Origin of the sequence: Mangrovicoccus ximenensis (assembly GCF_003056725.1) — a bacterium.
GTDB classification, from domain to species: Bacteria; Pseudomonadota; Alphaproteobacteria; order Rhodobacterales; family Rhodobacteraceae; genus Mangrovicoccus; species Mangrovicoccus ximenensis.
Genome location: NZ_QBKZ01000024.1, coordinates 226034 through 242172 on the forward strand (window position 1 = coordinate 226034; position 16139 = coordinate 242172).

17 protein-coding genes and 1 pseudogene are annotated in these 16139 nt (G+C 68.4%); 12 read left to right on the plus strand and 6 right to left on the minus strand.

Annotated features, from left to right (window positions below; genetic code table 11):
• Positions 1–520: 520 nt before the first annotated feature.
• A complete protein-coding gene (locus C7T91_RS40060) occupies positions 521–1024 on the minus strand; it encodes a hypothetical protein (RefSeq protein WP_407943344.1) in 504 nt (167 codons plus the stop codon).
• Here C7T91_RS40060 and C7T91_RS40065 point away from each other — a divergent pair.
• From C7T91_RS40065 to C7T91_RS40075, 3 genes are all read left to right on the plus strand, one after another.
• Positions 1010–1447, plus strand: a complete 438-nt coding sequence (locus C7T91_RS40065) for a hypothetical protein (RefSeq protein ID WP_407943345.1) — start codon at positions 1010–1012, stop codon at positions 1445–1447. The genes C7T91_RS40060 and C7T91_RS40065 overlap by 15 nt on opposite strands.
• 1 nt (position 1448) lies before the next feature.
• Positions 1449–1613, plus strand: a complete 165-nt coding sequence (locus tag C7T91_RS40070; RefSeq protein ID WP_407943346.1) for a hypothetical protein — start codon at positions 1449–1451, stop codon at positions 1611–1613.
• 92 nt (positions 1614–1705) lie between these two features.
• Positions 1706–1945 carry a hypothetical protein gene (locus C7T91_RS40075; RefSeq protein ID WP_407943347.1) on the plus strand — a complete coding sequence of 80 codons (240 nt, stop codon included), beginning with the start codon at positions 1706–1708 and terminating at the stop codon, positions 1943–1945.
• A gap of 135 nt (positions 1946–2080) precedes the next feature.
• On the opposite strand, the gene C7T91_RS38755 is transcribed toward C7T91_RS40075, so the two are convergent.
• The gene (locus tag C7T91_RS38755; RefSeq protein ID WP_330848898.1) at positions 2081–3616 is read right to left on the minus strand and encodes a transketolase family protein; all 1536 of its coding nucleotides are present in this window, start codon (positions 3614–3616) and stop codon (positions 2081–2083) included.
• Between the two features lie 126 nt (positions 3617–3742).
• On the opposite strand from C7T91_RS38755, the gene C7T91_RS27070 reads away from it, so the two are divergent.
• The 7 genes from C7T91_RS27070 to C7T91_RS27100 all read left to right on the plus strand — a co-directional run bounded on the left by C7T91_RS27070 (position 3743) and on the right by C7T91_RS27100 (position 10426).
• A complete protein-coding gene (locus C7T91_RS27070) occupies positions 3743–4627 on the plus strand; it encodes a LysR substrate-binding domain-containing protein (protein ID WP_108262934.1) in 885 nt (294 codons plus the stop codon).
• A gap of 205 nt (positions 4628–4832) precedes the next feature.
• Positions 4833–5687: a transketolase gene (locus C7T91_RS27075; protein WP_108262936.1), complete on the plus strand. Its 855-nt coding sequence runs from the start codon at positions 4833–4835 to the stop codon at positions 5685–5687.
• Positions 5684–6721 (plus strand): transketolase family protein, encoded by a 1038-nt coding sequence (locus tag C7T91_RS27080; protein ID WP_108262938.1) that lies wholly within the window; start codon positions 5684–5686, stop codon positions 6719–6721. Before C7T91_RS27075 ends, C7T91_RS27080 begins: the two co-directional genes overlap by 4 nt.
• 45 nt (positions 6722–6766) lie before the next feature.
• On the plus strand, positions 6767–7519 hold the full coding sequence (locus C7T91_RS27085; RefSeq protein WP_108262940.1) for an SDR family NAD(P)-dependent oxidoreductase: 753 nt from the start codon (positions 6767–6769) through the stop codon (positions 7517–7519).
• A 114-nt stretch (positions 7520–7633) separates the two neighbouring features.
• On the plus strand, positions 7634–8596 hold the full coding sequence (locus C7T91_RS27090) for a TRAP transporter substrate-binding protein (protein WP_108262942.1): 963 nt from the start codon (positions 7634–7636) through the stop codon (positions 8594–8596).
• Positions 8593–9156, plus strand: a complete 564-nt coding sequence (locus tag C7T91_RS27095) for a TRAP transporter small permease (RefSeq protein WP_108262944.1) — start codon at positions 8593–8595, stop codon at positions 9154–9156. The genes C7T91_RS27090 and C7T91_RS27095 overlap by 4 nt, the downstream gene beginning before the upstream one ends.
• A gap of 13 nt (positions 9157–9169) precedes the next feature.
• A complete protein-coding gene (locus C7T91_RS27100; RefSeq protein WP_108262946.1) occupies positions 9170–10426 on the plus strand; it encodes a TRAP transporter large permease in 1257 nt (418 codons plus the stop codon).
• Positions 10427–10430: 4 nt separating this feature from the next.
• Here the strand turns inward: C7T91_RS27100 and C7T91_RS27105 are convergent, their stop codons facing one another.
• Positions 10431–11417 carry a LysR substrate-binding domain-containing protein gene (locus C7T91_RS27105; RefSeq protein WP_108262948.1) on the minus strand — a complete coding sequence of 329 codons (987 nt, stop codon included), beginning with the start codon at positions 11415–11417 and terminating at the stop codon, positions 10431–10433.
• A 192-nt stretch (positions 11418–11609) separates the two neighbouring features.
• Between C7T91_RS27105 and C7T91_RS40495 the strand changes: the two are divergent.
• Positions 11610–12299: pseudogene (locus tag C7T91_RS40495) on the plus strand (IS6 family transposase).
• Positions 12300–12416: 117 nt separating this feature from the next.
• Here C7T91_RS40495 and C7T91_RS27115 read toward each other — a convergent pair.
• Positions 12417–13361, minus strand: a complete 945-nt coding sequence (locus C7T91_RS27115) for a LysR family transcriptional regulator (protein WP_108262950.1) — start codon at positions 13359–13361, stop codon at positions 12417–12419.
• Entirely contained in the window at positions 13358–13648 is a 291-nt protein-coding gene (locus tag C7T91_RS37155) for an aspartate/glutamate racemase family protein (RefSeq protein ID WP_108262952.1), read from the minus strand. Before C7T91_RS37155 ends, C7T91_RS27115 begins: the two co-directional genes overlap by 4 nt.
• A 549-nt stretch (positions 13649–14197) precedes the next feature.
• On the opposite strand from C7T91_RS37155, the gene C7T91_RS31905 reads away from it, so the two are divergent.
• Positions 14198–14395, plus strand: coding sequence for a hypothetical protein (locus C7T91_RS31905; RefSeq protein WP_145963036.1), 198 nt, complete (start codon positions 14198–14200; stop codon positions 14393–14395).
• Between the two features lie 235 nt (positions 14396–14630).
• Here C7T91_RS31905 and trpE read toward each other — a convergent pair whose 3' ends face one another.
• Complete coding sequence (gene trpE / locus C7T91_RS27130) at positions 14631–16139, minus strand: anthranilate synthase component I (protein ID WP_108262956.1); 1509 nt, start codon at positions 16137–16139, stop codon at positions 14631–14633.

Sequence of the window (16139 nt, forward strand, 5' to 3'; positions counted from 1 at the left end):
CACGACGGAGGGAGCAGAGGCGGAAACCGTCGCGGCGGTCCTGCGGGGCTTGGCTGGGGTTCTGGCCATGGGTCCTGCTCGAAAACGGTGTCGCCTGCGTTCCTAGCCGCCAGAGCTGCAGGATGCCAGCCCGTCGCAGCGCCGCAGCGGGCGGTTCCTGCCCGGCCCGGGGAAATGGCTTGGCCGATCATGCCATTGCCTGGGCTGGGCCGTGCCCGGTTCTCCGAAACAAGCCAGATGAAATTTGTCCCCATCCGATTTCGCCGTCACGGATTCGCCGCTCGAGCGGCTGAGCCTCCGGCCGGCGGCGCCGCGCTCCTGGACGATTGCGGTCTGCCCGCGTCGGCCGGTGGCGTCCCCGGCCAGTGCCTGACCACCGGGACCGGCGGAAGCTCGGTGATGCGCGTTCCGGCCAGCGTCGTCCCTGCCATGCCACAGCGGCCGCGCTTTCGGGAGGTCGACTTCTCCGTCATTTGCAACAGCCACAATTCCGAGGCGGGACTGGTCCCCGGCCTTGCCTTCAGCGCAGTCGCACCGCCGCGGCGGCGGTGATCGGCAGCTCCTCCGGGAAGATTTGGAGCACTGCCGATATCGAGGCGCTGTCGACCCGCCGGTTTGCCTTGCCCGGCCCCCGAGCACCAACGGCGCTTTCGGCAACGGCAATGACCGCCATGGCACCTGCGGGCGGGTTGCCGACGCCGAGGGAACGCCGGCCGGCAGCAGCTTCGCGATCGACACGCCGGACGGCGCTGGCGGCAGCCTCTTCGATGTCGAAGCGCTTGCCGACGTTTCCTTCCTTGCGACTTGCCCAAAACGCGCCCCGGGCCGGATCAACGGCAGCGGGCCCGATTCCAATGTCCGTGCCCGGCTCTTCGATGCAAGCGGCAATGCCATTGGCGCGGAGACATCCATCCCGGACGGCCGGGTTCTGGACCCGGCTTGCGACGAGGACATGATCAAGCGGATTGCGGCCAGCCCGGAAGACGGCGGTACGAAGACGGTTCCCTGGATGTCCTTGGCGCATTGCGCGCGCTTCCGCGATGCAGAGGGCGGCCTGCCGGACCATCTCCTGCTCGGCGCCTTCACCGGTCCGGAGGCGCGGACCAACGGGAAGGCCGGCGACGTCACCATCGCCGCGCTGAGCGACGCCCCCTATCTGACAGCCCAGACGCAGTTCGATGTCGATGAGGACGGAAACATCGTCATTTCGCGGATCATGGGCCAGCACTTCTCGGCTGATTGTCACCGGGCGGCGGTGCCTGGGCGCTGGCCAAGGGCAGCTATGGCGACCAAGGAGGGCAATATCTTCCCGTACACCAATCCCGAAATCACGGCACTGGCCGATGGCGGCGCCGCGCGGAGCCGCATCGCCCCGATCCACGATGGCGAACCGGCTTTCCTCTTCACCGAGGACGACACCGGAATCACCGGCACTCCCGGGAGATGACGTGATCGAGGGCAACGGCGGAGCCCAGACGGTCTGCGGTCTCGCGGACGACGACCTGATCGCGGCGAGGCTAAAGTCCGGGGCGGGCGCGGCGGCGACACGATCTTCGCCGACAGCGGCGGTGACGTGGTGGCCGGCGATACCGGCGATGGCGACGACCTTTTGATCGACAATGGCAAGACCGGCGTCTCGGGACGAGACACCATCTTTGGCGGGGATGGCGACAGATTCGTCATGGACGGCCAGGGCGCCGACAGGATCCCCGGCGAGGCGGGCAACGGCACCCTGTTCGGCGGCAATGGCCGGGATGTGGAGCGGGGCCGCTGCGAGGCCCGCCGCGCGGGTCCGGGTGCAGGCCATGGCCGCTTCATTGACAATGCCGACGCAGCCCGCCGGGCAGCGGCGCGGGCAACCGCATCATCGAGACAGCGGCGGCAACGACCTGCTGACCGGTGGCGCCGGGGCCGGCCGTTCTCGCGAACATCGCGAACAGCGTGAGGGTTCTGCGACAGCTTGGGGCGGCTGGGCTTCATTGCGGGATCTCCTGCGGCAAACGGAGCCGGATCTATCCGCAAATCCGGCCGCTTGGCCACAGGAGAATGCGCCGCGCGGATCAGAGCGGCAAGGGCGGGGTCAGGCCGCTGGTCTCCAGATCCCAGCGCGCGCTCCAGGCGCCGCCGGTCCGTTCCAGGAGCAGCCAGTTGCGCTCGGCGGCGTAGCGGCGGCGCTGGCCGGGCAGCGGGCGGATGCGGATCGGATGGCCCTCGAGCGGTGCATCGCCGGACGGCCAGCGCCGCCCGTCGGCAGCGACTGGCCGCAAGGACACGGGGATCGGGCTCCGCCGCCCCCTGCGACCGGCATGGACCAAGGGAACGGATCAGGGTCGGGAAGCGGGCCCCGCTGCCCCGCCCTGTCCGGTCCATGCGGGCATGGCCCCCGAATGCCCGGACTGCGGCGGCCTGGCCTGCGCGCCCCACCGGGATAGGCAGCAAGCACCGTGGCAGCGATCCGGCCGGCATGAACGGAGCAGACATGCCGGCCGGAGACAGGATCGAAGACCGCGCAGCCTTGATCCGGAACAGGCCTGGCTTGCCCGCGCAGCTCGCGAGGCCGGAACCCGCGCGGACACCCGGCTCCCGCCGGATCAAGGCGCTGCTCCTGGATCGCGATGGGCTGGACCGCAGCGATGCGGCTGTCGCCACGCAGCGGCCCACCCGCCGCACGGAGGAAGACGCTCCGAAACTGCCGGGAGACCGGAGTTCTGGGGCGGTCCGGCGGCGGCCGACACATGCGACGATGGACGCAGCCGGCCCGGACCTCTTCCGGCACCGCGAAGGCCGGATGCGTCCAGCCGAGAAGTGCCTCCGCCTCCGCCCGGTCCGAAGGCACCAGCGGCGCGCTATGGCCGCCGCGCTGTCCCTGCAGCCGGGGAATGCCACGGGCGATGGTGGTGCGGCAGGCGATCAGCGACGGCCGCTCCTCGACTTTCGCCGCCGCGAGCGCAGCGTCGATCGCACCGATGTCATGGCCGTCGATTTCCGCGACATGCCAGCCCGCGGCGCGGAACCGCGCTGGCACGTCCTCGCTGATCGACAGGGCCGTGTCGCCGTCATCGGTGATGTGGTTGTCGTCCCACAGGAAGGTCAACTTGCCCAGCCGCAGGTGGCCGGCGAGGCTGACCGCCTCCTGGCCGACCCCCTCCTGCAGGCAGCCGTCGCCGACGAAGGCCCAGGTGCGGTGATCGGCAAGCTGCGGAAACTGTGCCGCCAGCCGCGCCTCGGCCACGGCCATGCCGACCGCGCAGGCGATGCCCTGTCCGAGCATCCCGGAGGTGATCTCGATCCCGGCGGCCTGCTCGATCTCCGGATGGCCCGCACAGACAGAGCCGAGCTTGCGGAAGCTCTTCAGCGCCTCGATGCCGAGATGCTCGTAGCCGGAGAGGTGGAGGAGCGCGTAGAGCAGCATCGAGCCGTGGCCGTTCGACAGCACCACCCGGTCGCGGTCGGGCCAGAGCGGGTCGGACGGATCGGCCTTCAGGTGGTTCGCGCAAAGCGTTGCCGCGATTTCGGCCATGCCGAGCGGCACGCCCTGGTGGCCCTCGCCGGCCTCCAGGATGGAGTCGATGGCGAGGAAGCGGATGGCATTGGCCATGGCCTGGATGTCGGGCATGAAGGTCTCCTCCGTCGCGGGCCATCTGGCGCGGCCCGTCCGGTTTCCGTGGTAGACCGGGCCAGGGGCAGGGCGCAAACGACGAAACCTCATTGATTGATGAGCTGGATTCACGCATCTAGGGGCATGATCGGCGGTGTCACCCTTTCCATGCTGCGCACCTTCGAGGCGGCGGCGCGCCATGGCAGCTTCCGCGGGGCGGCGGACGAACTGGGGCTGAGCCCCAGCGCGATCAGCCATTCCGTGCGCCAGCTGGAGGATGCGCTGCGCGTGCGGCTGTTCGAGCGGACCGGGCGCAGGGTACATCCGACGCTGGAGGGGCTGGCGCTTCTGGCGCGGCTGACATCGGCCTTCGCCGAGATCCGCGAGGGGCTGGAGGATGTCGGCCAGCGCGGCGCGACGCTCCTCAGGCTGCATTCGGCACCGAGCTTTGCCGCGCTCTGGCTGGTCCCGCGGCTGAAGGAGTTCACCACCCGCCATCCTGGGATCGAGCTGCGCCTCGCGGCGGACACGCATTACGCGCGCTTCGCCCCGGACGATTTCGACATCGACATCGTCTATGGCCCGATCCGCACCGAAGCCGTTGTTTCCATTCCGCTTGGCGAGGAGGTCGTGACCCCGCTATGCGCGCCGGAACTGGCGGAGCGGCTGCGCAACCCGGAGGATCTGGCGCATCTGCCACTGATCCAGAGCGACCAGAAGCAGGTGCGGTGGGATGATTGGCAGCATGCCAATGGCCTGACCGCGCCGCTGCGCCGTCCGCTGCGCTTCGACCGCAGCTTCCTGGCGCTGTCGGCGGCGGCCGGGGGGCTCGGGGTGGCGCTGGACAGCTTGCGGCTGGCCGAGGCCGATCTTGCCGCCGGGCGGCTGGTCGCGCCCTTCGCCGGCTCGCCCGCCAATATCCGCTATACCGGCCACCATCTTGTGCTGCCGCGCGCCCGGCCGATGCGCAGCCCGGTCCGCGCCTTCGTGACCTGGATTCTCGGGGCGCTCGGCCTGCCCGAGGCCTGACTCCCGGTCCGGCGAAGACTTTTCCGGCTAATGTGAACCCAGCTCACCTGCAGGAAGTCGTGACTTCTCCACTACTTGCCGCGCTGCCGCATCAAGTTGTGAAGCCTAGCTTACAAGGTATTTCAAAAAACTTAAAATACATGCGCCTCCGGGCTTGCTACCCGTTCGGCAACGAGGACGACCAAGCGGTCCCGGGAGGACATCCATGACAGAACAGAGCCGCGTGGCGGCGCTCTCCAACGTGTCGCTGGAGAGGCGGGCCTGGAACATCCGGCGCAAGGCGCTGCTGATGGGCGAAGTGCAGGGGCAGGGCTATATCGGCCAGGCGCTCGGCATCGCGGACGTGCTGGCGGCGAGCTATTTCCATGCGCTCGACTACCGCGCCGAGGATCCCGAATGGGAGGGACGCGACCGGTACCTGCTTTCGATCGGGCACTATGCCATCGCGCTCTATGCCGTGCTGATGGAGGCGGGCATCCTTCCCGAGGAGGAGCTGGAAACCTACGGCATGGATGACAGCCGCATGCCGATGTCGGGCATGGCCTCCTACACGCCGGGGATGGAGATCACCGGCGGCAGCCTCGGCCAGGGGCTGGGCATCGCGGTCGGCATGGCGCTGGGGCTGAAGCGCAAGCGCAACCCGGCCTTCGTCTACAACCTGATGTCAGATGGCGAGCTGGGCGAGGGATCGACTTGGGAGGCGGCGATGTCCGGCGCCCACCACAAGCTCGACAACCTGATCTGCCTCGTCGATTTCAACGACCAGCAGGCGGACGGGAAGTCCACCGAGATGCTGTGCTCGGAGCCGCTGGGCGACAAGTGGGCGGCCTTCGGCTGGCATGTCCAGCGCGTGGACGGCAACGATCTGGCCGCAGTGGTGGAGGCCTTCGACGCCGCGCGCGCCGCCGATCACGTCGGCCCGCGCGTCATCATCTTCGACACCACGATGTGCAAGGGCGTGCCCTTCCTCGAGGCCCGCGAAATCACCCATTTCGTCCGCGTCGAGGCCGACGAGTGGAGCAAGGCCCTGGCCGTTCTGGACGAAGGAAAGCCGGCATGACGATGAATTCCCTCGCCCGCAAGCACGAGCCGCGCAGGGTGATCCCGAAGGAGGAGCGCGCCGCGACCTCTGCCATGATCGCCTCGCTGGCCGCCGAGGGCTATGACACCGTTTCCGCGCCCTTCGGCCATGCGCTGGCCGAGGCGGCGCGCAAGGACGACCGGATCGTCGGGCTGACCGCCGATCTGGGGAAATATACCGACCTGCACATCTTCGCCCAGGCGATGCCCGAACGGTTCTACCAGATGGGCATGGCGGAGCAGGTCCTTGTCTCGGCCGCCGCCGGGATGGCGCGCGAAGGCTTTCTTCCCTTCGCCACGACCTACGCGGTCTTCGCCGCGCGCCGGGCCTATGATTTCATCGCAATGGCCATCGCGGAAGAGAACCTTCCGGTCAAGATCGTCTGTGCCCTCCCCGGCCTGACGACCGGCTACGGTCCGAGCCACCAGGCCACAGAGGACCTGGCGATCTTCCGCGGCCTGCCGAACATGACCATCATCGACCCCTGCGACGCGTGCGACATCGCCGGCATGGTGCCTCAGCTGGTCGCGCATCCGGGTCCGGTCTATTCGCGGCTCCTGCGCGGCAAGGTGCCTTCGGTGCTGACCCGCCACAAGCCGGACTACAAGTTCCAGCTGGGCAAGGCGCAGCTGATCCGGGAAGGGGCCGACGTCCTGGTGGTCTCGACCGGCTTCATGACCATGCGCGCGCTCGATGCAGCCGTGGCGCTGGAGAGGGACGGGATCGGCGTGGCGGTGCTGCATTGCCCGACGATCAAGCCGCTCGACACGGCGACGATCCTCGCGGAGGCCGGCAAGAGCGGGCGGCTCGTCGTGACCGCCGAGAACCACACGAAGGTCGGCGGCCTGGGCGAGGCGGTGGCGGGCACGCTCCTGAGCAATGGCGTGACGCCCAGCTTCCGCATGATCGGCCTGCCGGACGATTTCCTCGAGGCCGGCGCGCTGCCGACGCTGCATGACATGTACGGGCTTTCGGTCGCGAAGGTCGCCGAGCAGATCCGGGGCTGGCTGTGAGCCGCCCCGCCACATCCTGAACACGAGAAGGGAGGAGAAGGTCCGATGGGTCTTCTGAAGGACAAGTATGCCGTGATCACCGGGGCGGCCTCGCCGCGCGGCCTCGGCAAGTCGATGGCGGCGCTCTTTGCCGAGCACGGCGCGACGGTTGCGATCCTCGACCTCGACGCAGGTGCGGCCGAGGCCGCTGCGGCAGAGCTGGGCGGGAACCATGTCGGCATGGCCTGCAACGTCACCGACAAGGCCGCCTGCGAGGCGGTGGCGGCGGCGCTGGTTGAAAAGTGGGGCCGGATCGACATCCTGGTGAACAATGCCGGCATCACCCAGCCGCTGAAGCTCCTGGAAATCGGCCCGTCCAACTACGACGCGGTGATGGACGTCAACCTGCGGGGCACGCTCTACATGTCCCAGGCAGTGATCCCGGGCATGCGCGCGCAGAAGTCCGGCTCCATCGTCAACATCTCGTCGGTCTCGGCGCAGCGCGGCGGCGGCATCTTCGGCGGCCCGCACTATTCGGCGGCCAAGGCCGGCGTGCTCGGCCTGACCAAGGCGACCGCGCGCGAATGCGCCCCGGACAATGTCCGCGCGAACGCGATCTGCCCGGGCTTCATCGCCACCGACATCACCGGCGGCAAGCTGACCCCCGAGATGATGGAGCAGATCCTCTCGGGCATCCCGATGGGCCGCGCGGGCCAGGCTTCGGACGTCGCGGGCTGCGCGCTGTTCCTGGCGTCGGAGCTGGCGGCCTATGTCACCGGCAGCGAGGTTGACGTGAACGGCGGCTCGCTGATCCACTGACCGCGCGGCTGAACAGGTCCTGACGGAGCGGCGGGCAGGGAGGCCGGCCGCCGGGCAGGATCGGCAAGACCCGTCCGCAATGTCGGGCACATGATTTCAAGGAGGAGGAAAATCATGAGACTCTCGATCTGCGCCGCACTTGCGGCAGGCACCATGCTGGCAGGCCCCGTCTCGGCCGACGAGGTGATCTTCGGTCACGGCGCCAACCCGGGCAATCCGCGCTATGTCGCGGCGGAGAAATGGGCGGAGCTCTATGCCGCCTGCTCGGGCGACACCGTCAATCTCGCGCCCTCGGCCACCATGGGCAACGATGTCGAGATGCTGACCTCGGCCAGCGCCGGCATCATGCAGGTCACCGCCAACAGCCAGGGAGCAATGAGCCAGATCGTGCCCGAGATGGGCCTTCTGGGCCTGCCCTTCCTGTTCGAGGATCTGCCGACCGCCTGGAAGGTTCTCGACGGCGATGTCGGCACGATGCTCGACGAGCGGGCGCAGAATGCCGGGCTGAAGATCCTCGGCTTCTGGGACAACGGCATCCGCCACATCACGCATCTGTCGAAGACAGTTCCGGAACCCGCCGACCTCGAGGGCATGAAGATCCGCACGCCGCCGGACCAGATGACGGTCGACATCTTCGAGGCGCTTGGCGCGGCCCCGGCACCGCTCGCGTGGTCAGAGCTGCCGACGGCGCTGCAATCCGGCGTCTTCGACGGGCAGGAGAACCCGCTGACCAACATCTATTCGGCCAAGCTGCACGAGATCACTCCCCATGTCACGCTGACCGGGCACAAGTACGAGTCGACCCCGGTCGTCGCGGGCATGGTCTGGTGGTCCTCGCTCGATCAGGCGCATCAGGACTGCGCGCTTTCGGCCACGGCAGAGGCCGGCAAGCTGCAGCGCGAGCTGAGCCTCGAGGGCGACCAAACGCTGCGCCCGAAAATGGAGGCCGAAGGCGCGACTTTCGCCGAGGCCGACAAGGACGCCTACCGCAGCGCGACGGCTTCGGTCTACGACAAGTACGGCGACGACTACCCCGATCTGGTCGAGGCGCTGAGGAAGGCGACGGGCCGGGAATGATGGCACGGATTGGCCTGCCGACCCATGGACAGGGGCGCGCCCGCGCCCTGTCCCTCCTTGGACTGGCCATCGACGGGCTCGGGCTGAGCGGCAAGATCGTCGCCGCGGCGGCCATCGCCTTCATGTTCGCGGCGCTCCTCGTCAACGTGGTGCTGCGCTATGCCTTTGGCTCCGGCATCGCCTGGGCCTACGAAATCCACGCGATCTTGCTGCCCTGGCTGGTCGCGGGCGGCCTGCTGGTGGCGGCCAGCCAAGGACGCAACATCGCCATCTCGCTCCTGCCGGACCTGCTGGGCGAAGGGCCACGGCGCGGGCTGTTGATCCTGATCGAACTTCTCGTGCTGGTCATCGCCCTCTCGGTGCTCGATTCCAGCCAGCCGATCCTGAAGGCGGCGAAGTTCCAGAAGCTCTCCACTCTCGGCATCAGCCAGATCTGGGGCTATGCCAGCCTCGTCTATGCCTTCGGCGGCATGGCGGCGATCGCCTGCCTCGACCTTCTCCGGCTCCTTCTCGGCCGGGCCGTGAGCCTTCACGCCCCCGAGCAGTCGAGCCTCAGCTGAAAGGACGCGCATCATGACCGCACCGATGATTTGGATCTTCTTCGGGCTGTTGGCGCTGTCGGTGCCGGTGGCCCATGCCATGCTGGGGGGCGTCGCGGCGGCGCTGTGGCTGGCCGACAAGCCAATGGCGGTGATCGCCCAGCGGCTCTATTCGCCAACCCAGAGCTTCCCGATGCTCGCCATTCCGTTCTTCATTCTGGCGGGCAACCTGATGATGTCGGGCCGGTTCGGCATCTATCTGGTCAATATCGCGCGGCTGCTGGTCGGCAACTTCAAGGGCGGGCTCGGCCAGGTGTCGATCATCGGCTCGGTGATGTTCGGCGGCGTCTCGGGCTCGGCAGTGGCGGATGCCTCCGCCCTCGGCAACGCGCTGATCCCGGTGCAGCAGAAGGAGGGCTATCCTTCGGGCCTGGCCGCCGCGATCAACTCGGCGTCCTCGACCGTGTCGGTGCTGATCCCGCCCTCGATCCCGCTGATCCTCTACGGGCTGGTCTCGAACGTCTCGATCGTCGACCTGTTCGTCGCGGGCATCCTGCCGGGGCTGATGCTGGGGATCGGCATGTTTGCCACCGTCTGGGTCGTGGCCAACCGCCGGAACCTGCCGCGCGCGCCGCTGGCCGGGGGCTTCCGTGCCTTCCGCGGACAGATCGTCTCGGCGATCCCGGCGCTGCTGATGCCCGTCTTCGTCATCGGCACGCTGCGCTTCGGCATCGCCACGCCCACCGAGGTCAGCGTCATGGCCGTGGCCTATGCGCTGCTGGTCAGCGGCGCGATATACCGGGATTTGACGCTGAAGGGCTTGTGGGACGCGCTGGCAGGCACGGCCATGATGACGGGCGCGGTGATGATCATCATCATGGCCTCCTCGACAATCCAGTGGGTGCTGACCGCCGAGCAGGTGCCGCAGAACCTGGCCGCCTGGGTGCAGTCCAGCTTCCATGCGGGCTGGATGGTGATCCTGATGCTGAATCTGGTGATGCTGGTCGTCGGCGCCTTCCTCGACCTGCCCGCGGCGGTGCTGCTGCTGGGACCGCTCTTCGTCATCATCGGCAACGCCATCGGGCTCGACCTCGTCCAGCTCGGGTTGATGATGGTGGTCAACCTCGCCGTCGGGCTCTACACGCCGCCGGTCGGCACCACGCTCTTCATCTCGGCTGCGATCGCCCGCTGCGGCATCGGCGAGGTGGTGAAGGCTCTCCTGCCCTTCTACCTGGTGGCCATCGTCATACTGCTGCTGATCTCCTTCGTCCCGGCCCTGACGATCTACTGACGGATCACAGCCCCCAGGACTTGCGGTCGATCAGCTCGGCGGCTGCGCCTTCGCGGAAGGTGCAGCCGTGTCCGGTCAGCGCGGCGCGCGCGGCGCGGTCATGGGCCTCGGCCGCGGCGGCCAGCCAGTCGGCGAAGCGCTTGACGATGCGGCGGCTGAAATGGCGCGGCGGGCAGACCAGCCAGTAGGCCGAGAAGTCGAGCACCGGAAAATCCGGGAAGAACGGGACCAGCTCGCCGCGCTCCATCTCGCCAAGGCAGAGCGAGACGCTTTCGAGGCAGATGCCGCCGCCCTGCTTGGCCATCTCGATCGACATCGACGAGCGGTCGAAGCGCAGCGGATAGGCGACATGCGGCAGCTGGATCCGGTTCGCCGCCAGCCAGAGGTCCCAGCGGAACAGCGTCTTGACGGAGTCGATCAGCCGCGCCCGGCCCAGCTGTTCGGCAGGGTCCGGAGACTGTGCCTGCAGCATCTTCAGGTAGTCCGGGCTGCAGAGTGGCAGCACCAAGTCGTGCATGATGTCGGAATTGCTCAGTCCGCTCCAGGCGCCGAGGCCGTAGCGCAGATCCAGATCGACGGTCTCGGTCTCGAAGGAGGAGAAATCCGGCGTCGCGTCGATGCGGATCGCCCAGTCGGGGTTTTCGGCCGCAAAGGCGCCGACCCTCGGTCCCAGCCAGCGCACGCCGAAACTGGGCGAGACCCGGATGGTCAGCGTGCGCAGGTCGCGCTGGTGGGCGATGGCGCTGCGGGCATTGCGGATCGCGCCGAAGGCCTGCGTGGTGGTCTGGAACAGCCGGTCGCCGTCGAGCGTCAGCACCAGCCGCCGCTTCTCCCGCCGGAAGAGCTTGACCCCCAGCTGGGTCTCCAGCCCGGAGAGCTGCTGGCTGACAGCGGAGGGCGAGACGGCCAGCTCCTCCGCCGCCTTGGTGACGGTGCCGAGCCGGGCGACGGCTTCGAAGTATTCTGTGGCCTTGAGGTTCAGGTCTCGCATGGTCCCACGCTATCCGGCCGCCGGAGCGCGGTCCATGCAAAGGACGATCCCGGGGCTAGAGGGATGACCGGCCTTCCCGCCAAACCGCGGCGATCGTTGCGGGCATAGGTGGAGAGAAGAGCGTCTGATGGGGAGTTGTCACGTTGACCAGCGCTGACTGCCAGGCAGACGATTTGGACATGCCCGTCTCTGATGAAGACCGTGTCCGGCCTCAGCTGCCAGCGCTTCCCGCCCGCCATCGCCCACGCGGCCTGGCTCTGCGTCCGGTTCGATCTCGGCCTGCGCACGGCGGAGGAGATGCTGCCGGAGCGCGGCGTGGACATATCCTATGAAACCATCCGGCGCTGGCCCGCCAAATTCGGCCCGCAGATCGCGCGGAACCTGGGGCGCAGGCAATGTCGTCCCGGCGATGTCTGGCAGCTGGACGACGTCGCGGCGAAAATCGCGGGCAGACCCGTCCGTCTCTGGCACGCCGTCGATCAGCATGGCGGCGTGCGCGACGGGGGCTCCAAGCGAGACGGGACAAGGCGGCCGCGAAACGGCTTCTGGCCGCGCTTTTGAAACGGACCTGGGGCGTCCCGAAGCGGATCGTCGCCGGCAAGCTCCTTGGGCGCGGCGAAGCGCGAGGCTGCACCCGGTCTCGGCCACTGGTCGCAGAAAAGGCTCAGCAACCGGGCCGAGAACAGCCATCTGCCACTCCGGAAGCGGGAGCGCACCGTGCAGGGATGTCGATTGCCCGGTGCCGTGCAACGGTTCGCCTCCGTCCGCTCCGCCATCCGCGATAGCTTCTCCGTTCCGGCACGCCGCCGCACCGCACTGGCCATCCGCTGCCACCGGATGGAAGCCGTCGATGCCTGGAAATCGGCAGCCGGCATCGCCTGAACCGATCTGCCAGACCCTCGTGCCAACGCGCACGAGTTGACGTGGCAACTCCCTCCAAGGTTCGACATCATCGACGGATCCGGCCGTGCCGAACACCTTCCAATCAGGCAGAGCCCGTCAATCCCGGGTTGAAGTCCCCGCCGCAAGCGGATCCGTTGCCTCGACGGCGGCCCGCAGCTCGGCCATGAAGCTCAGGAGCAGCCCTGAATGTGGCACGCCGCGGCGGGTGTACATTACCGCATTGATGTCGCAGGCGGGCAGGAACGGACAGCAGGCCAGCCCCTCGCCGCTGTGGATCGAAGCGGAGTAGGGATCCACGACGGTGACGCCGAGGTGGCGCGCCGCCAGAGCGGTGGCAGTGGCGCAGTAGCGCACCTCGATCCGTGGCGCATAGGCCGCGCCCGCCGCCGCGTAGGCTCCGCGAACCAGCTGGCCCAGATTGGAGGCGGCCTCGAGACCGATCATCGGATATGGTTCCAAATCGCGCGCGCTGACATGCGGCTGACCGGCCAGGGGGCTGTCCTTCGGCACCAGCGCGACCATGCGGCTGCGCTGGAGGATGTCGCTGTTCAGCGCGGCGTGGCGGCCGCGGTCGATGGCCAGCCCGATATCCGCCTGGCCTGTCTGGACCGCGTCGCGCACCTGCTCCAGCCGACGCACGTCGAAGGCGACCGAGACATCCGGGCGGGCATCGAGGAAATTCCGCAGCGCGACCGGCGCGATCGAGTAGCCGAGCGGCGGAGTGGCGATGATCTTCAATCGGCCGGCCATGCCGAGCTTCATGTCGCGGGCCCGCTGCGCGACGCTGCGCATGATGCCGAAGACGGGGCGGATTTCGGCATGGAGCGCCCTTGCCTCGGCGGTGGGCACCAGCCGCCGGCCCGTCCGTTCGAAAAGCGTCAGGCCGAGCTGGGTTTCCAGCTGGCGCAGCCCCGCGGAAACGGCAGGCTGGGAAATGCGCAGCTGCTCGGCGGCCTCCACCGTGGTGGCACAGCGCATCATCGCCGCGAAGATCTCCAGCAGCCGCAGGGAGATCTCGGGCAGGCCGTCGCCGCCGTTCATTGCGGCGGGCCTGCGAGGCCGAGCGCCATGGCCGCGGCCGCCTGAACCGGGTCGATGACCGCAAGCCCGGCATCCTGTTCCAGACGTGCCCGCACCGGCGCCATGCCCGCGCAGCCCAGAACGACCGCTCCGGCCCCGGCGTCTCCCAGCGGCGCGCCGCCGCCGCGAAACAGGCGGCGCGCCGGGCAGCCAGCGAGCGCCTCCTGCGGATGATCCGGGAGGTTTTCGAACCCAGCCACCGGCGCTGCGGCGCCCCGCGCAGTCGCCATTGATGCGCCATCGCCCATCGGGCTCGAACCGATGGCGCCGCGATGGGCTTCTCCGGGCGCCAATGGCGGAGCAGAGCTGCGGGACCGGGGCATCCGGGTGGCCAGGAAGACGGTGGCCAAGCTCATGAAACAGCGGCCTTTGTCCGCTACCGGTCCGAGGAGTTGCCATCATTTGCGCCACCGGTCCCAGCAGCGATGGCGACGTCGAGCGGATTCCATCCGCCGCGACGTGGCCGCGGCGTTCCCTGCACGATAGATGGTCGGCAAAGTCTGGGAATCGCGCGGACCCTGCCGACGCGGAATTTCGAGGCTGCGAAGCCGGACCGGATCTGACTGGCCGATATCAGCGTCGCCAATGGTTGCCCGGACCGATGGCGCAAGCGATGGCTACTCCGAAGCCGAAGCCGAAGCCGAAGCCGAAGCCGAANTACGCCGGCGGCGATTGCCGACGGATTCTCGATGCCTTGAAGGCCGAAGACGCGATGGGCAGGACGGGCGATTGTCTCGAGTTCAAGCTGATCCGCGCCAGCGGATCGCACGGTCCGGGGCACCGTACGAAGGCGCGGAATGCCCCATGAAGAGCGTCTCGAGATCCTGAATAACGAACTGGTCTACCGCGTCAGGGTCCGGACGCGCCAAAAGGCGAAGGCTGCACCGTTCGAAGGAATCGCCATCTCCTGCAACCGGTGCCGCCGCTCCGGCAACGGCGACCGGCCCCCTGCGCAGGCAAGGAGCGACATGGCCGCCAAGATGGCCGCATCCTGAATGTCGGCCCGGTCCGGGAGCCGGGGCAAGCTCAGCCGGGCGTGCCCGGATCGATCCCCCAAACCCTTGATGTCCATCAGATCCTGCTCTCTCCCCGCATGCCCGCGAAGATAGCCGCGGATCAGCGCAAAGGCAGGCCATCCGGTTGGTGCAGGGATGCAGCGGAGGGGGCGGCTGGGGGCAATCCGCCAAGGCCGGAACCGAACGTGCGGCCCGAGCGGGCCGCGCGCCAGGATCAGGAATTGCCGCTGGAGAACCGGCCGGCTTCGGCGGCGGCCTTGCGGATTGCAGCCGACTTGTTGACCGTCTCCTGCCATTCGGCCTCGGGGTCGCTGTCATAGACGACGCCGCCGCCGGCCTGGATATAGAGCTTGCGGTCCTTCACCACCGCCGTCCGGAGCGCGATGCACATGTCCATGTCGCCATTGGCGGCGAAATAGCCGACGCCCCCCGCATACACGCCGCGCTTCTCCGGCTCGAGCTCGTCGATGATCTCCATGGCGCGGATCTTCGGCGCGCCCGAGACCGTGCCCGCGGGCATGCCGGCCAGGAGCGCCGAGAGCGCGTCCTGGTCATCGGCCAGTTCGCCCACCACGTTCGACACGATGTGCATGACGTGGGAATAGCGTTCGATGGTGAATTCCTCGGTGGGCCGCACCGTGCCGATCTTCGAAACCCGGCCGGTATCGTTGCGGCCGAGATCGAGAAGCATCAGGTGCTCGGCCAGCTCCTTCTGGTCCGACAGCAGGTCCTGCTCCAGCGCCTTGTCTTCCTCGGGGGTCTCGCCGCGCGGGCGGGTGCCTGCGATCGGCCGGATCGTCACCTGCCGCCCGAAGACCCGCACGAGGATCTCGGGGGAGGCGCCGACGACCTGGAAGCCGCCGAAATTGAAGAAGAACATGAAGGGCGAGGGGTTGGTGCGCCGCAGCGAGCGGTAGAGCGCGAAGGGCGGCAGCTCGAAATCCTGCGTCCAGCGCTGCGAGGGCACGACCTGGAAGATGTCGCCCGCGGTGATGTAGTCCTTCGCCTTGCGGACGGCTGCCATATAGGCGTCCTTGGTGAAGTTCGACACCGGCTCCGCCTGCGGGGCGGCATCGCCGAGGCCGCGGGTTTCGGTCACCGCCTGGCGGTCGAGATCGCGCAGCGCGTCCGAGACGCGCTCGGCAGCCTGGGCATAGGCAGCGCGCGCCGACAGGCCGGAGCCCGCCCAGGCGGGGGCGACGAGGATCACCTCGCCCTTGACGCCGTCGAGCACGGCGACCACCGAGGGGCGCATCAGCCGCGCATCGGGCAGGCCTAGCGGATCGGGGTTCTGCTCCGGCAGGCGCTCGACCAGGCGGATCATGTCGTAGCCGAGATAGCCGAAGAGGCCGGCCGAGGCCGCGGGCAGGTCCTCGGGCATGTCGACCCGGGTTTCGGCGATCAGCGCGCGGAGGCTGTCCAGCGCCGGGCGGTCGTCCTCCACCCAGGCGGTGTCGTCGAAGCGCGCCTCGCGATTGATGCGGGCCTGCTGGCCGCGGCATTCCCAGACCAGATCCGGTTTCAGCCCGACCATCGAATAGCGGCCGCGCACCTCGCCGCCGGTGACGGATTCCAGCATGAAGCTGTCGCGCCCGGCCTGGGCGAGCTTCAGCATCAGCGAGACCGGCGTGTCGAGATCGGCCGCCAGGCGGGCATAGACCAGCTGCGAGCGTCCGGCCTCGTAGCCTGCGCGGAAGGTTTCGAAATCGGGAGTGATCTGCAT